17 protein-coding genes are annotated in these 19,713 nt (G+C 46.9%); 11 read left to right on the top strand and 6 right to left on the bottom strand.

Features of this window, described 5'->3' with window-relative positions:
* The first annotated feature begins 13 nt into the window (after positions 1-13).
* From xseA to VB118_07020, 11 genes are read left to right on the top strand one after another with little or no spacing between them, the layout of a single operon-like run.
* Positions 14-1,228, top strand: a complete 1,215-nt coding sequence (xseA, locus tag VB118_07070) for an exodeoxyribonuclease VII large subunit (GenBank protein MEA4832360.1) — start codon at positions 14-16, stop codon at positions 1,226-1,228.
* Positions 1,229-1,273: 45 nt separating this feature from the next.
* The gene (xseB, locus tag VB118_07065; GenBank protein ID MEA4832359.1) at positions 1,274-1,498 is read left to right on the top strand and encodes an exodeoxyribonuclease VII small subunit; all 225 of its coding nucleotides are present in this window, start codon (positions 1,274-1,276) and stop codon (positions 1,496-1,498) included.
* Positions 1,470-1,943 carry a divergent PAP2 family protein gene (locus VB118_07060; GenBank protein MEA4832358.1) on the top strand — a complete coding sequence of 158 codons (474 nt, stop codon included), beginning with the start codon at positions 1,470-1,472 and terminating at the stop codon, positions 1,941-1,943. The genes xseB and VB118_07060 overlap by 29 nt, the downstream gene beginning before the upstream one ends.
* A 14-nt stretch (positions 1,944-1,957) precedes the next feature.
* Positions 1,958-3,886, top strand: a complete 1,929-nt coding sequence (gene dxs, locus VB118_07055) for a 1-deoxy-D-xylulose-5-phosphate synthase (GenBank protein ID MEA4832357.1) — start codon at positions 1,958-1,960, stop codon at positions 3,884-3,886.
* Between the two features lie 49 nt (positions 3,887-3,935).
* The gene (locus VB118_07050) at positions 3,936-4,679 is read left to right on the top strand and encodes a TlyA family RNA methyltransferase (GenBank protein ID MEA4832356.1); all 744 of its coding nucleotides are present in this window, start codon (positions 3,936-3,938) and stop codon (positions 4,677-4,679) included.
* 58 nt (positions 4,680-4,737) lie between these two features.
* Positions 4,738-5,580, top strand: coding sequence for an NAD(+)/NADH kinase (locus VB118_07045; protein MEA4832355.1), 843 nt, complete (start codon positions 4,738-4,740; stop codon positions 5,578-5,580).
* A 42-nt stretch (positions 5,581-5,622) separates the two neighbouring features.
* Positions 5,623-6,108: an arginine repressor gene (locus VB118_07040; GenBank protein ID MEA4832354.1), complete on the top strand. Its 486-nt coding sequence runs from the start codon at positions 5,623-5,625 to the stop codon at positions 6,106-6,108.
* 7 nt (positions 6,109-6,115) lie between these two features.
* A complete protein-coding gene (gene recN / locus VB118_07035; protein MEA4832353.1) occupies positions 6,116-7,843 on the top strand; it encodes a DNA repair protein RecN in 1,728 nt (575 codons plus the stop codon).
* Between the two features lie 16 nt (positions 7,844-7,859).
* On the top strand, positions 7,860-9,083 hold the full coding sequence (tyrS, locus tag VB118_07030) for a tyrosine--tRNA ligase (protein ID MEA4832352.1): 1,224 nt from the start codon (positions 7,860-7,862) through the stop codon (positions 9,081-9,083).
* A gap of 37 nt (positions 9,084-9,120) precedes the next feature.
* Positions 9,121-10,170 carry a Gfo/Idh/MocA family oxidoreductase gene (locus VB118_07025; protein MEA4832351.1) on the top strand — a complete coding sequence of 350 codons (1,050 nt, stop codon included), beginning with the start codon at positions 9,121-9,123 and terminating at the stop codon, positions 10,168-10,170.
* Positions 10,171-10,192: 22 nt separating this feature from the next.
* Complete coding sequence (locus VB118_07020) at positions 10,193-10,657, top strand: hypothetical protein (protein MEA4832350.1); 465 nt, start codon at positions 10,193-10,195, stop codon at positions 10,655-10,657.
* Positions 10,658-10,785: 128 nt separating this feature from the next.
* Here VB118_07020 and VB118_07015 read toward each other — a convergent pair whose 3' ends face one another.
* The 6 genes from VB118_07015 to VB118_06990 all read right to left on the bottom strand — a co-directional run bounded on the left by VB118_07015 (position 10,786) and on the right by VB118_06990 (position 19,243).
* Positions 10,786-12,948: a peptidoglycan-binding protein gene (locus tag VB118_07015; protein MEA4832349.1), complete on the bottom strand. Its 2,163-nt coding sequence runs from the start codon at positions 12,946-12,948 to the stop codon at positions 10,786-10,788.
* A 278-nt stretch (positions 12,949-13,226) separates the two neighbouring features.
* A complete protein-coding gene (locus VB118_07010) occupies positions 13,227-14,888 on the bottom strand; it encodes a M56 family metallopeptidase (GenBank protein MEA4832348.1) in 1,662 nt (553 codons plus the stop codon).
* A gap of 36 nt (positions 14,889-14,924) precedes the next feature.
* On the bottom strand, positions 14,925-15,347 hold the full coding sequence (locus VB118_07005; protein MEA4832347.1) for a BlaI/MecI/CopY family transcriptional regulator: 423 nt from the start codon (positions 15,345-15,347) through the stop codon (positions 14,925-14,927).
* Between the two features lie 419 nt (positions 15,348-15,766).
* A complete protein-coding gene (locus tag VB118_07000) occupies positions 15,767-16,588 on the bottom strand; it encodes a TrmH family RNA methyltransferase (protein MEA4832346.1) in 822 nt (273 codons plus the stop codon).
* Positions 16,589-16,864: 276 nt separating this feature from the next.
* Positions 16,865-18,037, bottom strand: coding sequence for a M20 family metallopeptidase (locus tag VB118_06995; GenBank protein ID MEA4832345.1), 1,173 nt, complete (start codon positions 18,035-18,037; stop codon positions 16,865-16,867).
* A 132-nt stretch (positions 18,038-18,169) separates the two neighbouring features.
* Positions 18,170-19,243, bottom strand: coding sequence for an SGNH/GDSL hydrolase family protein (locus tag VB118_06990; protein MEA4832344.1), 1,074 nt, complete (start codon positions 19,241-19,243; stop codon positions 18,170-18,172).
* Positions 19,244-19,713: the final 470 nt, after the last annotated feature.

Below are 19,713 nucleotides of genomic sequence, written 5' to 3'. Positions count from 1 at the left end.
GGGCGGTGATAAAATGCAGAATAATATTTTTACGGTATCAGGTGTAAACGAATACATAAAATCGATAATAGAATCGGACGGAAATCTTGCTGATATAACCGTGCGGGGCGAGATATCGAATTTTACCAACCACAAATCCGGCCATTTTTACTTTACGCTCAAGGATGAAAGCGGCGTATTGCGCGCGGTGATGTTCAAGGCATATGCGTCAAGGCTTAAATTCATTCCGGAAAACGGTATGAAGATTGTCGCCCACGGGAGGATATCGCTTTTCGTTCGCGACGGCCAATATCAGCTCTATGCCGATACAATGGAGCCCGACGGCATAGGCGCGCTGTACATAGCTTTCGAGCAATTGAAGCAGAGGCTCTCCGCGGAAGGACTATTTGATTCCGCTCACAAAAAGCCGATTCCGAAATATCCTGAAGCTGTGGGAATAATCACCTCTCCGACGGGGGCTGCTGTCAGGGATATAATAAACATAGCGACACGCAGATATCCCATCGCGAAGCTGGTGCTTTTTCCATGCCTGGTACAGGGTGAAAGCGCCCCGGCTCAGCTGTGCGCGGGAGTGAGATTTTTCAATGAAAAATGGCCTGTAGACGTGATAATAATCGGACGCGGAGGCGGCTCGCTCGAGGAGCTGTGGGCTTTCAACGACGAGCATCTTGCAAGAACCATTTTCGCGTCTCGGATACCTGTGATTTCGGCGGTCGGACACGAGACGGATTTTTCAATAAGCGACTTCGTGAGCGACCTGCGCGCGCCAACACCTTCGGCGGCATCGGAGCTTGCTCTGCCGGATTCGGCAGAGCTTTCGAGAAGAATAAGCGATATGTCGTCTAAGCTTTCTATCCTGACCGGGAATGCAGTCAGGCTTCGCGCGGAGCGTGTCAGGCTTTTTGAGAAGAAAAAATGTCTGACCGATCTCGATTCGCTCATCGATGACAGGAGAATGACTGTTTTAAGGCTTGGAGAACGTGCGGACAACGCGGTGACGCTGACCATGGAGAAAAGGCGAAGAGAATATGAAAGAGAAACGTCCAAGCTTAACGCACTCAATCCGCTGTCGGTAATTGCGCGCGGATATTCCGCGGTGTTTACGGACGACGGAGTTCTTGTTAAAAGCGTAAAAGCATTAAAGAAAGGCGATAAGGTTTCGTTCCGCGCTACCGACGGCACGGCAAGAGCAAGGATTACGGAAATCACGGCTGATGAAAAAGCGTGAATCGGAACAGAGATATAAACGGCAGAAACGAAAGGGCATGAATTAATGGCCGAAATGAAATTTGAGGAAGCGATGGCAAAGCTTGAGGCGATAGTAAAATCGCTTGAAAGCCAGACGGCGCCGCTCGACGAAACGTTGAAGCTTTTTGAGGAGGGCGTCGGATTGGTGAAAATATGCAACCAAATGCTCGATGACGCTTCAAAAAGGATAAAAATCCTGACCCGGTCGCAGTCGGGTGAAATTGGAGAAGCGGATTTTAATCCGCAGTGATATGTTTTTTAAAGAACTGTTATACAATTACGCGCTGGTATGCGCGTTTATCGCATGGTTCGCGGCACAGTTTATAAAGCTTGTTCTCTGCCTTATGAAGGAGAAAAAGCTTGATTTCACGAAAATGGTTTCTTCCGGCGGTATGCCGAGCAGCCATTCGGCGGCGGTATGCTCGCTGTCGGCGGCAATATACAGGATTGAAGGCGCGAGAAGCGCGTTGTTTGCGGCCGCGATCGTGTTTTCGTTCATTGTTATGTACGACGCGGCAAATGTAAGGCGTTATTCGGGAGAACACGCGCGTCTTTTAAATATAATAGTCACGGATCTTTTTGCCGGAAAGCCGCTGCCGGGCAAGGAGCTTAAGGAGCTCATCGGACACACTCCGATCGAAGTGATTGCGGGCGCTTGTCTCGGTGTATTCGTGCCGCTTATGATAAGAATTTAAAAAGAGGTATAACAGTGAATTCGTATTCACAGCCCGAGCTGAAAAGTCTTTCACTCGACGAGGCGAAAGCGTTGTGCTCGGAAATAAGAGAATATCTGACCTTGAACGTAACAGAGCTTGGCGGACATCTCGCAAGCAATCTGGGGATCGCCGAGATATCGCTGGCTCTGCTGAGGATTTTCAATCCTCCCGAGGATAAAATTATATACGACACGGGACATCAGAGCTATGTTCACAAGCTGCTGACGGGAAGGCTCGACAAATTTCCGACTCTTCGTTCCTTCGGCGGGCTCAGCGGCTTTACAAAGCGTGATGAATCCGAATTTGATCCGTTCGGCGCGGGGCACTGCAGCACTTCCATTTCTGCCGCGCTGGGCTTTGCGCGCGCGGACAGGATCACGGGGAACAACGGCAGACGCACCGTGGCGGTTATAGGAGACGGCGCGTTTTCCGGCGGTCTCGTATACGAGGCGTTAAACAATATTGAAAAAGACGACAGACTCATAATAGTGCTCAACGACAATGAGATGTCCATATCGAAAAATGTCGGGCTTATGGCAAATTATTTGAACAGGATAAGAACCACCGACAATTATTATTCGTTCAAGCATAAAAGCGAGGAAATCATCAGCGCGGTTCCGATTTTCGGGCCGGTCGCGGCGGATATACTGAGAACGGCAAAAAACGATTTAAAAACCCTGGTATTCAAAAACAATCTGTTTGAACAGCTCGGAGTTTATTATCTCGGTCCGGCGGACGGAAACGACCTGAGGCAGACGGAGCTTTTATTAAAAGAAGCGAAGCGTCAACAGCGTCCGGTGATCGTACATCTTCACACTGTAAAGGGGAAGGGCTATGCTCCGGCGGAAAAGGATCCGAGCGCGTATCACAGCATAGGCAGACGTATCAGGACCGAGTGTGCCGGTACATATACGGCCAACGACAGTCCGTCGCTTGACCGCGCGTTTTCGCAGGTGTTCGGCAAGGCTCTTGTTTCGCTTGCGGCAAAGGACGGAAAAATTGCTGCAATAACAGCGGCTATGACCGACGGAGTGGGACTTTTAAAATTCAGAAAAAGATTTCCTGAAAGATTCTTCGATGTGGGAATAGCGGAGGAACACGCCGTGACATTCTGCGGCGGCGCGGCGGCCGGCGGGCTTATTCCCGTTTTTGCCGTATACAGCACTTTTTTTCAGAGAGCGTTTGACGAGCTTTTCCACGATATCGCATTGCAGAATCTTCACGCGGTGATATGTCTTGACCGCGCAGGGCTTGTCGGAGAGGACGGCCCGACACATCACGGGCTGTTCGATGTCTCTCTGACGCTGCCGATACCTAATGTAAGCATATATTCGCCCGCCACATCGGATGAATTAAAAATGTCTCTTGGCTTTGCCTGTCAAAGAGAACGCCGCGGAGCATATATAATCCGGTATCCGAAAGGCGAGGAGGATGCGCGCGTCGCGCGGGCTTTTCCTAAAATAAAAAACATATCGATTTATAAAGGTTCGGATCCTGAGACCGAAAGCCAAAATTGCGATGCTGTGATATTCACATACGGAAGGCTGTCGTCATCCGCACTGGAAGCCCGGGAGCTTCTCGCGAAACGCGGAATAAGCGCGGCAGTCATAAAATTCCTTTGCATAAAACCGGTCGACATTGAAAACCTTTTAAGCCTGATAAACAGCGCGGGAAAGACAAAGCTTTATTTCTTCCTTGAGGAAGGGATGAAATCAGGAGGATTTTTCGAGGGAATTGTTTCCGCCCTGGCGGAGCATGGAGCGCTTAAAGGAGCGAAGGTGTTAATCCGCGCGGTCGACAAATTTATCCCTCAGGGAAGCCTTGAGACGCTTATGAAGCATTGCCGATTCGACGCGGAAAGTGTTTCCGACGATATCTGCTCAGCGCTCGACATCAATAAAAGCGCGAACGCGTACATTTAATTGGAATACCGTGAGCGGAACAGCCGCAAAACGAAGTAGAAAGGCGTTGATGACAATGAGACTGGATTCATATCTTGCCTCATGCGGACTTGCGCGGTCACGCACTCACGCAAAGAGGCTCATTGAAGAGGGCTTTGTGACCATAAACGGCGCGGTCGCGGATAAATGCGCAAGAGAGACATCAGGAAATGAAAAAATCGTCGTACTTCCGAACGATTTCGCGCGGTTTGTCGGAAGAGGAGGGCTGAAGCTTGATTATGCTCTGGAATATTTCGGCATAGACGTGACCGGAGCGGTTGCCGCGGATATAGGCGCGGGTACAGGCGGATTTACCGACTGTCTTATAAAGCGCGGAGCGGCGAAGGTTTATGCTATAGAAAACGGTCACGGTCAGCTTGATAAAACGCTTTATGAAGACAGCAGAGTTGTTTCCGTCGAGAATTACAACGCGCGGTTAATGAAGCCGTCTGACTTTTCCGAAAATTTCGGGCTTGCGGTAATGGATGTGTCGTTCATTTCACAGTCACTGATTTATCCTGCACTCAAATCCGTATTAAAACCGGGCGCGGCGCTTGTTTCGCTGATAAAACCCCAGTTTGAAGCAGGCAGGGAGTATCTGTCAAAAGCCGGAATAATAAAGAATCCGGCCGTATACCCGCACGTCATCTCGGCGCTCGGGGAAAAGGCCGCGAAAAGCGGCTTTTCGCTCTGCGGTACCGTACGTTCGCCGATATGCGGCGGCGACGGAAGCGGCAATATTGAATTTCTCGGGCTGTTCCGGCTCATGGCGTAATGGCTCACAGCTCATATGATAAAAACTGCCGGAAAATGCTGAAAGGCGCTGAAACAGAATGATATCTAATATTTATATATATCCCAACGAAAAAAAAGACGAAGGTCTTTGCGTCACAAAACGCGCGGCGCAGATTCTGCGCGAGCACGGAGGCACGCTCTGGGCAGAGCCGTCATACTCCGAGAGCGCGCTTAAAGAGCTGTGCCGCTTCGCGCCGAAGGAAGATATAATCAAATTCGCCGACCTGATTATTACGTTCGGCGGCGACGGAACGATTCTTTCCGCCGTGCGCGACGCGATCCTGATCCCGGTTCTCGGCGTCAATCTCGGACGTGTCGGCTTCATGGCGGAGCTGGAGGCGACGGAAATATCGCTTCTGGGGCGCGTATTTGAAACAGACGCACATATAGAAGAACGCATGATGATTGATGTCCTGCTGGAACGCAAGGGAGAAACGCAGACGTTTTCTGCACTCAACGATGCGTGTCTGTCGGCGACAAGCAATTCGAGGGTGGTTCAATTCGAGCTGTTTTGCGACGGAAACCATGTTTCTCATTACCGCGCCGACGGAATAATCTTCGCCACTCCGAATGGTTCAACGGCATATTCTCTTTCCGCCGGGGGATCGGTGTGCGACCCGGGCTGTGAATGCATATGCGTGACGCCCATCTGTTCACATTCGCTTATAAATTCACGACCGCTGATATTCGCTCCGGAAAGGCTTCTTACTGTTGCCGGGGTCGAGACTCGCGACAGCGATGCCTTTATTACAATCGACGGGCATACGACCGTAAAGCTTTTCCCGGCAGACAGAATTAAAATAAAGCGGTCCGAAAAAAAGGGAAAGCTTATGCGTATACTCAACAGACCGTTTCACAGCATATTATACGGAAAATTTTAATACAAGCTGAACAATAGAAAAACAGAGGAAGGAACTGATTATATGGGCAGAGCATCACAAAATTCAAAGGAAAAAAGACACGATCTCATACTGAAGCTTATTGCGGACAATGAAGTCAGGACACAGACCGAGCTGTCGGAGCTTGTCAACGCCGCCGGTTTCAACGCGACTCAGGCGACCATCTCGCGGGATATAAAAAAGCTCCGTCTGATCAAAACGGCCGATACCGACAGCACATATAAATACATTATCGGAACGGACGAAGAAATCTGGGGTGAATCACGCAAATACATAAGCGTACTCATACAGGTTGTCATCAAGGTTGCTCAGGCTCAAAATTTTGCCATAGTAAATACTCTCCCAGGAACCGCAAACGCGGCAGCGGCGGCAATCGATTCACTTAAATGGGATGAGGTTCTCGGTTCGCTGGCCGGCGACGACACGATATTCATAGCTTTTGCTTCCCCCAAAAAAGCGCTCTTGTTCTGCACGCGCATAGAGGGACTTATTAACGAATACAGGCAGTGACATCATCATGCTTTCAGGCATACATATAGAAAACATCGCGCTGATAAAATCGGCCGATTTGCTCCCCGCGCCGGGCTTTACGGTTCTAACAGGCGAAACCGGCGCAGGCAAAAGCATCCTCATAGATTCGATCGGGTTCCTCTGCGGAGCGAGAACTCCGCGTGATATAATACGCACCGGAGAAAGCGGCTGTCTTGTATCCGGAGTTTTTGACGGCGTTACCGGGTATGTATACGATTTGCTTGAACGCTCCGGAATAGCGGCCACGCGCGACGGACAGCTTGAGTTATGTCGATCTATGACCTCTGACGGCCGCAGCGTCTGCAGGGTAAACGGACGCGTCACCACTGTTTCAGTGCTGAAGGAGGCCGCCTCTTCCCTGATCGTCATCCACGGTCAGAATGAGTCTCTCGCTCTGTGCGACGAATCAAAGCATATCGGGTATCTCGATGTTTACGCCGAAAAGCTGCCGGATTCTGACCTTTCACAGCTAATAAGCGAATACCGTTCCGCGTTTTCAGAGCTGACGGAATGCGAACGGGAAATCAAGTCGCTTACAGCGCGCGAAAAAGGCGCGGCGGAACGCGCCGAGCTTTTAAAATATGAAATAAATGAGATCTCCTCCGCCAGATTAAAGCCCGGCGAGGAGGAAGAGCTGTTCGCGCGGCGCGAAAGGCTCGTCAACGCTGAAAAAATTTGCTCCGCCGTAAAGCTCGCCATCAGAGCCGTCAACGGCGCGGGCGCGGGAAAGCGGGGCGCCGCCGAGCTTTTGATGCTCGCGTCCGCAAAGCTGTCAGAGCTTGTTTCGCTTGTTCCCGAATTCGGCGCTGTATCGGAAAGCCTGATGAATCTTTCGTATGAAGCGTCGGCGGCCGCGGAATCGATAGCGGCTATCTGCGGAGAGGATATAGACGATCCGTCCGCCGAGCTGGACAAGGTGGAATCTCGAATTGACATCATATACCATCTGAAGCTCAAATACGGAGAAAATGTCGGCACTGTTCTTTCACACCTTGAAGAAAACAAGGCAAAGCTGGAATTGCTTAAGTCCGGCGCAGGAAAGCTCTCGGAGCTGGAGGCGTCCCGCGCTTTGATTGTTTCGCGTGTCAAGGATTTCGCGATGAAAATACACGCGGTAAGAGAACGCGCGTCACGACTGCTTGAAAAAGACATAACCGAAAAGCTCTCTTATCTTGATATGCCCAAGGTGGGCTTTTGCGTTTCGATATCGCCGCGGGAAAAGGGCGGTATTTGCGCCTTTGATATAAACGGCGCCGATGACATTTCATTCATGATCAGGACAAACGCAGGTGAGCCATTTATGCCTCTGTCCAAAATCGCCAGCGGCGGAGAGCTGTCAAGAATTATGCTTTCTTTACAAACGGTATTGACAACCGCGTTTGACGCGGGTACAATGATATTTGACGAAATTGACACCGGCGTTTCCGGAAAGACCTCGAGGAAAATCGGTCTTTCCATGCGCTCTCTCGGAGCGGAGCGTCAGGTGCTTTGCGTGACTCATTCCGCACAGGTTGCGGGCGCCGCCGACACGCATATCCTTGTTGAAAAGCGCGAGGACGGCGGGCGCACCGAAACTGTTTTTAAAACGCTTTCCGACCGGGAACGGATCAATGAGCTTGCGAGGATACTGGGCGGTATGAACATCACCGAAAACACCGTCAGGAGCGCCGGGGAGCTTTTAATAACAGAAGACGGCTCAGGCCGACAATTATGAAAGGTTAACATACAACATGAAAGTATATGACGAGCTTTGCGCGCGGGGACTGCTTGCGCAGAGCACAGACGAAGAAGGGCTCAGAGAAAAGCTGAACAACGGCTGCGTCACCTTCTATATCGGGTTTGACCCGACAGCCGACAGCCTTCATGTCGGTCATTTTCTGCAGATGGTAATAATGAAGCATCTGCAGCAGGCCGGGCACCGTCCGATCGCCATTATGGGCGGAGGAACCGGAATGATCGGAGATCCATCCGGCAAAAGCGATATGCGAAAAATGCTTACACCGGAAATTATCGACCACAATGTGAGCTGCTTTAAAAAGCAGATGTCGCGCTTTATAGATTTTTCAGACGGAAAGGCAATGATACTCAACAACGCCGATTGGCTTATGAATCTCAATTATATCGATTTTCTGCGCGAAGTCGGCGTACACTTCACGGTCAACAGGATGCTTGCCGCGGAATGCTTCAAGATCAGATATGAAAGAGGTCTGACGTTTTTCGAGTTCAATTATATGCTGATGCAGGCATATGATTTTTACAAGCTCTACACGGATTACGGCTGCACCCTTGAAATGGGCGGCGACGATCAATGGTCGAATATCCTTGCCGGAACGGAGCTTATACGCCGTAAAACGGGCGGCGATTCATACGGTATGACCTTCAAGCTGCTGACTACCTCAGACGGGCGGAAAATGGGCAAAACCGAAAAGGGAGCCGTATGGCTTGATCCGGAGAAGACCAGTCCGTATGAATTTTATCAATATTGGCGCAACACGGACGATTGCGACGTCGTACGTCTAATGAAAATGCTGACCTTTGTTCCTCTCGAGGAAATAGCCGAATATGAAGTGCTCTCTGGCTCCGAGCTTAATCCGGTAAAGGTTCGCCTCGCTTACGAGCTGACAAAGATGGTTCACGGCGAGGAAGAAGCGGCAAAGGCGCGGGACGCCGCAGGCACGGTATTCGGCGCATCCGCCGGAGCTGCCGCCGATATGCCTTCGTATACGCTTTCCGACTGTGATTTCACAGATGGCGGGATCATAATCACGGATCTTCTCGTGAAATCCGGATTAGCTCCCTCAAAAGGAGAGGCGCGCCGCCTTGTTTCCCAGGGAGGAATAAGCGTCAATGAAGAAAAAATTTCTGATTTTGCATTAGTCTATGCCAAATCCGATTTTGAGAACGGAATCATCATACGCAAAGGAAAGAAAATATTTCTTAAGATCAATATATAATAAGTAAAATTTAATCAGTCAAATAAAGGAGAATATTATGCTCAGAATAGGTATTTCCGGTCTGGGACGGATGGGTAAATTTCATCTGTCTACATATGAAAAGCTTATGCGCGACGGATATCCCATCAAGGTTGTCGCTATATGCGATGTCGAAAAAAATAAGCTTGAAGGAAAAGACAGCGCCATCGTTAATCTGGTTGAAAACGAGGGACAGCCTAAAACGAATCTGTCCGACTATGCTCACTATACCTCGCTTGACGAAATGCTGAAAAAAGAAGATCTCGACTATGTCGATATCGTAATGCCCACATATCTCCATTGCGAGGCCGCGATCAAGGTGCTCGAAAGCGGCAGAAACTGCTTCTGTGAAAAGCCCATGGCCATCAATCAGGAGGATTGCCAGAAGATGATTGACGCCGCTCACAAAGCCGGAAAACAGCTTATCATCGGGCATTGCCTGCGCTTCTGGCCCGAATATGTATATCTTAAACAGATTGTCGTCAACAAGACCTACGGCGGAGTAAACGGCGGATATTTCTGGCGCGGCGGATATCAGGATCATGAAACAAGCGGCTCCTGGCAAAACTGGATAATCAAACGCGAAAAGGGCGGCGGAGCTCTCTGCGACCAGCACGTCCACGATATCGATGTAATCAACTGGATCTTCGGTATGCCACAGGGTGTTTCCACTATCGGAAAAACCACCTTCCCGGGCAGCGCATACGATATCGTCAACACCAACTACATCTATGACGACCGCAAAACCATCACCGCCATCGACGACACGGCATACAAGGGTGTCGGTTTTACATACGGCTACAAGGTTGACCTTGAGGATGCATGTATCCTCTATGAAAACGGCAAGCTTACAGTATATCCCCACAAGAAGCCCTCTTTCTCCCCGGATATTTCAATATACGGTCCGTCGCTCGACGCGTATTACAACGAGCTTGCTTATTACACCACCTGTGTTGACAACGGCTTCATCTGCGACCGCATTCCGCTCGAATCCAGCAAGGAAGCCATACGCATAACAAATGCCGAGATGCGCTCCGCGGATAAAAACGGCGTGCTTGAGCTGGTTTGATCCGGGAACAGGAAATTCATAAATGAAAAATACAATCCTCGTACGTATGCTTGCGTTTGCGCTTCTGTGCGTGCTTTGTCTCGCTATGTATTCATGCAATGACGCCGCCGAGCCTGTCAAAAGTGAAACTCTGAGCCAGACCGAGATAATGGACGGTTTTATCGGCGACCGGCTCGCCTTCGGCAAGCAGGCAGACGGTTATTATGAAGTGCATATCTGCGAATTCAAAAACGAAAAGGTATCCGAACATACGCTTTTATATAACTATACAAGCGAAACGGAAGCAACCGAAGCATACGGACACTTCAAAGAAACCGATCCCGATGGCACTTATACCCTGAACGGCACTATCGTGACCTATGTTGTTCCAAAGGACAGCGAATGGAACGGAATAACCTACGGCAGATCGAAAGCCGAGATTACGGAGTATTATACCTCAAAGGGGTATACACAACAGATTTTATCCGTAACAGTGGAGCAATCCTAATGAAAAGCTTCCGGAAAGATATTAAATTGCCGTTTTTAATAATAGAACGCTACAATACAAAATAAATAATTATCCAGCAAACGACCGGAACGTCATTGACGTTCCGGTCGGATTTTTAGTATATCAGTTTACATTCTATTCAAGTAATTTTGCATATCCTCGCCAAGCAGCGGAGGTCTGTTGGCGTTTCCGTTTCCCCTCGGTAATTCAGTGGGAATGCGGACAAGGGGAACCATACAGCCGGATGAAACCGCCGACAACATATAATTTATCATTGACCATGTGTCCTTTCCGGCAATACCGTCCTGCTGAAGCCCGAATATCCCCTGGAAAATCATGACGGCTTTCTTTGTGTCTGGTCCGTAAACTCCGTCAGCTGTGAGACGGGGTATTTCGGCCAGCAAAAGGCGGATTTTATTTATACTGTTCTGAATATATGTTACATCAGTTCCTGTGCTGCCCGGTCCGACCGGGCTTCCGGGATAAGTTACAATTGGTACATCGGGATCAAGCTCATATATACAACCGGATGCGACGGCGGAATATACCTCGTTCATGTGATTCCATGTGACCTGACCGACTATTCCGTCTTCCTTTAATCCGAATATGGATTGAAATGCAACCACGGCATCATAAGTGGCGTTTCCGAATTTGCCGTCCGGAACAAGCGCCGGAATGCGTGAGAACACCTCTCCTATCGAGTTAAGCACGCGCTGAATATATTCGACGTTTTCATTCTGCTGACCTTTGTATACGGGTTTCCCCGGAAAGGGCGTAAGCTCCGCGGGTTGCTGCGGGACAATAACATTTTGGCCTATTCCTCTGTATGCGTTTGTTATCTGATTCCAGGTTTCCGCTCCGACAATGCCGTCCTGAGCCAGGCCGAAGGTTCGTTGAAACGCCATTACGGAGTTTTTTGTGCCTGAACCGAATTTGCCGTCGATACTGACCGGTGCCACAGTCGGGTAAAATACGGATATTTTATCAAGGAAAAACTGCATCTTTTTCACATCATCGCCGGACGAGCCGTATTTCAATGGATATCCCGGGTATTCGTATTCATTGTAAACTGCGCTGTTTCCTTCGCTTGTAAGCTTTGAAAGCTTATTTACTGCCGAATTTACATATGAGAGCTGATACCATGTGGATTTGTCGACGATTCCGTTCGGCGTCAGATCAAAAAGCTTTTGAAATTCCTTGACTGCGTCCTCGGTTTCCGCGCCGTACACTCCGTCGGAAGCGTAGGAAGGGATGGAAGGATAATTTACAGCTATCCTGTTCAGCTGGTTCTGGACTGATTTGACATATTCCCCCGACATTCCGGTTTTCAGCGGATAACCCGGGTATGAACCGACTGTTGATCTTACCACATCCGTGCTGACCAGATTTATATCTCCGTAGTAATTTTTCAGTATCGCGTCGACGGAGGCTCCCTGATCAGCAAGCTCGACCGTGCCCCATTGGCTCATGCCATTACAGGTGATGGAGGAGCCGTTGCAATATTCAGCGAAAAATGGCTCTGTGCGTCCGGGTTTTATCATATAGACATTGAAAATTTCATCCACGATCATGCTTATATTATCATATATGTTGCGACCGTAAATAAAATATTGATCATAAACCGGAGATGATGTGATATTGAAATTATATCCCTTCTCCGGATACCATTCGGTATATATACGGTTGAGCACGAGGGATATTTGGGCTATTATATTGGCGCGTAGTGAATTTTCCGGCCATGTCGGATATATTTCGCTGCTTGCGACATTTTTTATGTAATCCTTGAAATCAACGTTTACGTTCGGCGCGTTTGAGGAAGGATCGCCGAGATGAACGGTTATAAAGGCGGGTATGAATACTTGTTTCTTGGCGAATACTTTACCGTCGTATTCCGGTTTCTTCGGTTCATTAAGCCGGAGCCCATGCTCACCGATATCGACACTTACAGGTGTGTATTGTGTTTGTACGGGAGTCGCGATCATCTGAAGCTTTTGTATCGCCTTTGTATCTCCGAAAATCTGTATGCCCTGAATATCGAACGGGAAGAAGGCCGGATTTTCCACATAGACATCATATTTTGAATAAGGAAGCTCCGCGCTGTCCGGCGCAAGCGAAAGCGATATTTCCGGCGCGTCAAGCTCTATTTCTTCCGAAAATCCGGCGGACTCATTGCCGATATATCCCTGATATACCGTATCGCCGTTTTCGGCTTTTACCACTATGCTGCTGTCTCCGACCGGAAGAGCGTCCTGCCCGGTACGGAGCTCTATGACAAGAATTCCTTTTGACATTTCAAATACCATCCTAAAGGCTTTTTGTTGTATTTTATGCTGAAAGCGATGTTTTGTGATTGTTAGCACCGGATTAAATAATCACGCTTTATGAGAGAAAAGGCTGTGATATATGGAAAATTATTTCATATATATCAAATAATATTTAATTGCAGTCTTCAGAAATGAACGCCTGTATAAAAAAATTCGCGCGAAACCGCGCGAATTTTATCGAAATCATGATAAGTTTTATCCAAACCGAGAAACCGACGCTTGTAAAGAATAGAAAGCGAAGTTATTTAGAAAATTTCGTATTCAGCAAAAGTGCTATTAATAAGCTTCAGTTCATGATCTGAAATATTTACTGGTAGAATATAAAACGGACAATATTCGCTTTCAGGGCAGCCTTTAATGATTGCTTCGCGCTGTTCATCGGTCAGTAAAGGATCATGTGAATCTCTTAATATATAAAAAGCTCTTAGCCTATTTGAATCGAATTCGCTTTTTAATTTTATTTTTTCCGTAATAGAATCCAATAAATTTTTCTCGATTTTTATCGGAAAACAGCTGACCTTTTCACCGTTTACAAGGTAATATAAATCATCGATTTTTTCTGCTGTTTTAATGCTTTCATAAATCGCGGGCTCATAATCAGCTCCGATGATCAGACCGAGATAATTTTTTATCGCGCAGTCTTTTTTGTCTAGAGGGAATGAAATCGCTGAGATACCGATGAAAACCGGCGCTTGTATACCGGTATTTATAACAGGAGTATTTGTTTGGCTTGAGGTCGTAGCTGTTTGAATCTGGTTTGTTTCGGTCGTCCCGGGATTTTTACCGGTTCCGCAGGAATTCATAAGCACAGTATTGCCCGCCATGACTGCGAAGACGAGCAAAAAGCATATCGCGGCCGAAACAGCGGAGCGGCGTTTCGAAAATCTATTGTACTTCATCAGGGTAAGCCTCCTTAATAAATTATTCTTTTCATTGCTGCAGCATGATAAAATACATGCTGCGGTAGAATCAGACGTGGGAACAGGATTTGCCGAAATGAGCAGAGCGATCTCAAAAAGCGTATTGGCATATCGGGTAAAGCCTTCCTTGCCTGAAACCGAAAGCACCCGCGAATCGTTTTGAAATTCACACAGCTCTTCAAGGTCGCGTAAAAGCATTGCAGACATAGGATTGAACCAATGAATGCAGGATGCAAGGCTCGCGCCGAGCCGTAATGCCGGATCACGGTATTTGATATGCATGCATTCATGGATGAACACATACTCCAACCCGGAGTTTATAGAAGCGACTGACTGAGTGATATAGACGACCGGGTTTATAATGCCGAAAGTGCAAGGCGAGAATGAAAAATCCGAGTTCAATATTCTGATGGAAGCCTTTTTAACTCCGCATGCTTCTTTCACTTTGGCAAACATAGAAATGATCTCATCCGCGTTTGAGATTTTGCTGCTTTTGACTGCGAGGGGGTGCGAATTTTTTAAAAGCGATTTTTTTATTTTCATATAGCTGTATACACGCTTAACAATCGCGGCGGACGCGCCGGCAAGCCATATAATCACTATCGACATCACCGCATTCTCGGGTATCGAGAAAAGCTTTTTTGAGGAAGTAACCGGAGATGAGATGCTTTCGCTTTCGCCGGTTGAGGGGACGGCATATGAACCGGAATAATATATGTCTGAATATTTTTCAGTGTCTTTTATACTCTGTCCAGGCTGTTCCGGTTGGCTCCCGACGGACGATGACGAAATTGTAAATACCGGCTTTACGGATAAACCTGCTGAGAGAGGAAATGCAGAGAGAAGCAAAACGGCGATCGCGGCGTAATATATTCCGGCGGCGGTTTCCGAATGCCTTTTGTGTTTAAGCTTTATTATGTGTATCACCGATGCCCCGAGCGAGCAAAACACACCGGAGAGAATAAGCTTCAGCAAAATCATATTCATACTCATACTCATGATAACAACTCCACCGATCGAAAATCAACTGTCAGCGTCGATTTCAGACGCGATCATATCTCTGATTTCCCGGATGTCTTCCTCCGCGAGTTTGTTTTGCCTGATAAGAGCGCAGACAAGACTTTTCGCGTCCTTTCTGTATACAACATTTACAAAATCCTCGGTAATCAGTTGTTTATATTCCTTTTCCTGAATCAAAGGAACGCAGTAATTCGGACGTCTTTCTTTATCGATTTCTATAAAGCCCTTCTGCTCAAGCCTCGTGAGGAGCGTCAGAACAGTCGTTGGCTTTAGCTCTCCGAGCGTTTCCGGATGCCGCTCTGTAAGCATTGAAGCGGTTATCTTTTTTTCTCCGTTTGAATATTCCTCCCAGATGAGCATCATCAGGTTGAGCTCGCTGTCGGGGAGCTTCACGATTTTTTTTGCGGTAAAGGTTTTTTTCCGCATTGAAATTCACCTCGCTTGTTCTAATTATGTAAAGTTATTCTACGTTTGTAATATTATAATAGCACTCAATACTACAATTGTCAATATAATTCTGAAAATATATTTTTTTATTATATACCGGCTCATACATAAACATAGTGTCTTGTCAAGTGGTTTATTAAAACATATACCAGAGCCTTTTCTCTCTTTTAGTGGTAATTGTGTAATTGCCGAGTTAATAAAAGAGAAATCTATAGCAACTGATTGTTATTAAAATTAAATCGGCGATTCTGTCCCCCGAGTCCCCGGAGTTTAACGAATTGACCTGGGCGACAAAAAGGCGGCAGAAAATATACTGCCGCCCTGCAGAATACACCATTTGAGATCACCTTTTGAACAGTCAGGACGCACAACAAATCAACTAACTGTATTTATCCAAATTACTGATTGCTCCGTTGCTTGGCGACCTCATACATTAATATTGACGCCGCACAGCTTACATTGAAGGACGAGGCATATGATTTTTCACTCATTGGGATTGTGCATAGAATATCACAGTATTCTTTGAATTCATTGCTCAATCCCATTGTCTCATTCCCAATCATTAGTATAAGCGGTTGAGTTAAATTAATATTATATATCGGCTCTTTTTTATGTGCTGTCGTGCCAATAGTTGTGAAGGTGGGATATTGTTTTTTCAATCTACTAATATATTGATATAGAAGTTTGTTGTCCGATACACGGACTACCGGTAAATTAAAAAATGATCCCATAGAAGATACTACAACATCAGGGTCGTACAAGTCAACTGCATGACCTGTTAAAATTAAAAGATCTGCTCCGAGCGCATCACAGGAACGTATCATAGTTCCTAAATTACCTTTATTGGATGGTCTGTCAAATAAGACAATAAATGGATTCTCTGATATATTTGCTTTGTCTAGGCTATCTTCTCGCATTTCTATGATTGCCATCAATTCGGAGCCGTCATTCTTTCCACTCAGGTCGCTTAAAAGATTTGCTGAAAGACAATAGTTGACCTCAGTATTTACACTGCGAATCATGTCTTTTGCCCAGTCCGAGAGAGAAGTCTTGTCGTACAAAAAACCTTTTATTTTCCAACGGTTATTGGCGGCTTCTTTCAGACTGCGTACGCCTTCTACAAGAAATTCATTATAATGATATCGCTTATTTCGATTTGTTTTCAGCACTTCAAATTTTTGATATATGTCGTTTTTGCTGCAAATAATTATTTCAGTCATATATATCCTTAGTAAAGCTATTCCATCCGATTATGTTGAATAGGCGCGTGAGATTATTAAAACGGCATTTAAATAAGTGGTGTTTTATAAGAGAGAAAAGCCCATATACCAGAGTCTTTTCTCTCTTAAGCGGTAATTATTTAAATGCCGAGTTAATAACAACCGGACTAATTTCGCGCCTACTATAATTTTTCAATTTTATTTCCGTTATTTGATAAATTTCATAAAAAAGCGTAATTTTATGTTTTTGCTCAGAACCAGGAGTTGAGTAAATACTCAGCGCTTATCTTCTGAGCGGAGGTTATTCATGTTGTCGCGGACGAAGCCCAGGAACATATCCGCGCCAAGCGTAAGCTGAGATTCGTCGAGATCGAAGGTATCGGTGTGCGCCTCCGAATTGCCGGCTCCGCGCGTGCCGAGACGGAAGAAAATGCCCGGTATTTTTTGCTGATAGAACGAAAAGTCCTCGCTGCCCATCTGCGGAGGAATGACGACAAATCGATCTTTTCCCACGACGGCTCTTGCCGTGCGCTCCACCGAAGCACAGAGAAAAGCGTCGTTTATCACCGGAAACGTATAATGCGCAGAATCAATTTCACAGCTTCCGCGGAAATCTGACGCGGCGCCGCGGCAGGCGGAGTAAATCATATCAATTATTTTTTTATCCAGCGCGATATCGAAGGCGCGGACAGTCAGCTCCATGTGCGATTTTGCGCAGACGATATTCGGCGCTTCTCCGCCGCGCAATACTCCGACGAAAACAACACGTTTGTCATCGGCGCTGAAAAAACGCGAATTCATTGCGTTTATTCTCTGGTAAGCCTCAACCGCCATTGCAATAGAATCTGCTCCCAGCTGCATTTGGGTGGCGTGCGCCGGTTTTCCGAAAAAATCAACCTTTACGGTATGGCTGCCGGCCATTGCCGCGCCGGGACAAAGCCCGATATATCCGGAGGGCACATCGTTGCCGACATGAAGCCCGGCGATTATATCGACATCGTCTGTAAAGCCCGCCTCGGCCACATATTTCGCCCCGGTGTCATATCCTTCTTCGTTTGCCTGAAATAAAAGCTTTACTGCGCAGGCAAGTTTATCTTTACGTTCAAAAAGCAAACGTGCCGCGCCGAGCATTATCGCGGTATGCGCGTCATGCCCGCAGGCATGCATCGCCCCAGGTATGCGTGAAGCGTATTCACGGCTGCTTCTCTCCGTAATGGGAAGCGCATCCATATCGGCTCTGAGCGCTATGGTATATCGAGAGGCTTTTTCCGGATTGATATAAACGTAAAGACTACTTTTTCCGCATTCACGCGCATTTTCTCCGCCGATTCCGATATCGTCCAGCTCGCGTCGGACTAGCGCGTGAGTGCGCGGCAGATCAAAGCCGATCTCCGGATACATATGAAGCTCGCGGCGGAGCGAAATTAATTTTTCTGATAAATTCATCATAAAACCCTTTTATTACTGCCGGGGACTTTTTAGCGAAAAAGTCCCCGGACCCCCAAAAAGCTCATACAGGAATGGATTTAGAATGAGTTTAGGGGATTCTTAAGGTCTCTTTTCCAAAAGTGTCCTTAAGGCTTATTTCTTTCTTAAAATATTTCCGATCGTTTCTCCGATGACATCAGCCATGCGCCAAAAGCCGAGGTCATTCGGATGGCATCCGTCGACGGTGCAGGAATCATGGCCGTATGTACCGAACAGGTTTACGCCGTCGATAAAATATACGTCTTTATCTCCGCCGCGATATGCCTCCGAATAGGTTCTGAAAATTATTTCACGGCGGCGAATATTGTCATCGTTATCGATATAATCGGGATTTGAAACAAAAATAATTGGAACATTCGGACGTACGGCGCGGTATCTGCGGTAAAGTCTCGAATGTGTTTTTTCAAGGTGATCCACATCCGGCGCGTTGTAATCGTAATCGCAGACAAATACGGACGCGTCTATGCCGGCAAGATAATCAGTCATAGTGTCTTCTCCGCGCGCCGCCCCTGAAAATCCGAGATTTATATAATCAATATTAAATTTCCGGGAGATAATCGCCTGATAGCTGGTGCCTGGGCGTGAAGCGCAGCCCCCTTGGGTGATCGACGAGCCATAATATAAAATTGGCTTGACGGGAATATAATCGGCTTCTTTAAATACGGAGGTGTTTTCTTTAATCCCGATATAGAGAAGGTCGACTGTGCCGTAAAGCGGGAAATTAACAGTAACGCTGTGAGTACCGGACTCCGGGAAATTGTATGCGGATTCGAATCCGTCGGTCATATCCATCGGAGGAACAAATGTATGCACATATCGGCTGTCTCCACCTTTGTCAACATACATATCGAAGCCGGCCGAGTTGGTCATGGGCATATGAGGGAAGCGGCTGACACTTTTTATAACGGCTTTTATCGCGATATACGGAGAATCTGTCGAAAACCTCACTCTGCCGCCGGCGGTAAAGTGCGCGCCCCATTCGACGCCGGGGTTTACGGTGGAGGAAACGCTTTGCGGCATGCGTGTGAAAGAGCCTTCAGAATAAGGCTCGTAAAGCCCGTACAGTCCGAAGGGTTGTGCTTTTACATTGTAAAATACAGCGTCGGTCAATCCTGTCGAGGATTTTACCACAAGATTCTGGTCGACAGCTTGATTATTGTCGTTCATGATTATAACCTCGAAAATATATTTATTTTTATATTTATTATTAACTCGGCATCATAATAGTTACCGTTTAAAGAGAAAAAGCACTGGTAAATGAGCTTTTCTCACTAGTTAAACAAAGCTTATTTAAATGCTGTTTTTAATAAAAATCGGAAACACTGTTCAAGAGTTATCTAAGATTTTTCGCGGAAATGTATCCGAACCCCTTAAAAGCTCACTTTGGAAAGGAGTCATTTAATGAGTTTTAGGGGATTCCTTTAAGATCCATTCAGAGACAAATTTCATAAATGAGTTTTAGGGGATTCTTAAGGATCCTTTACAAAAAGCTCCCGGAAGCAAAGATCTCATTCAGAGACAAATTTCATAAATGAATTTTAGGGAATTCTTAAGGATCCTTTACAAAAAGCTCCCGGAAGCAAAGATCTCATTCAGAGACAAATTTTATAAATGAGTTTTAGGGGATTCTTAAGGAC

Source organism: Oscillospiraceae bacterium, from assembly GCA_034925865.1.
GTDB lineage: Bacteria > Bacillota > Clostridia > Oscillospirales > SIG627 > SIG704.
Note: the sequence above shows the minus strand (reverse complement) of the source record. Positions and strands in the feature narration are given on the sequence as shown.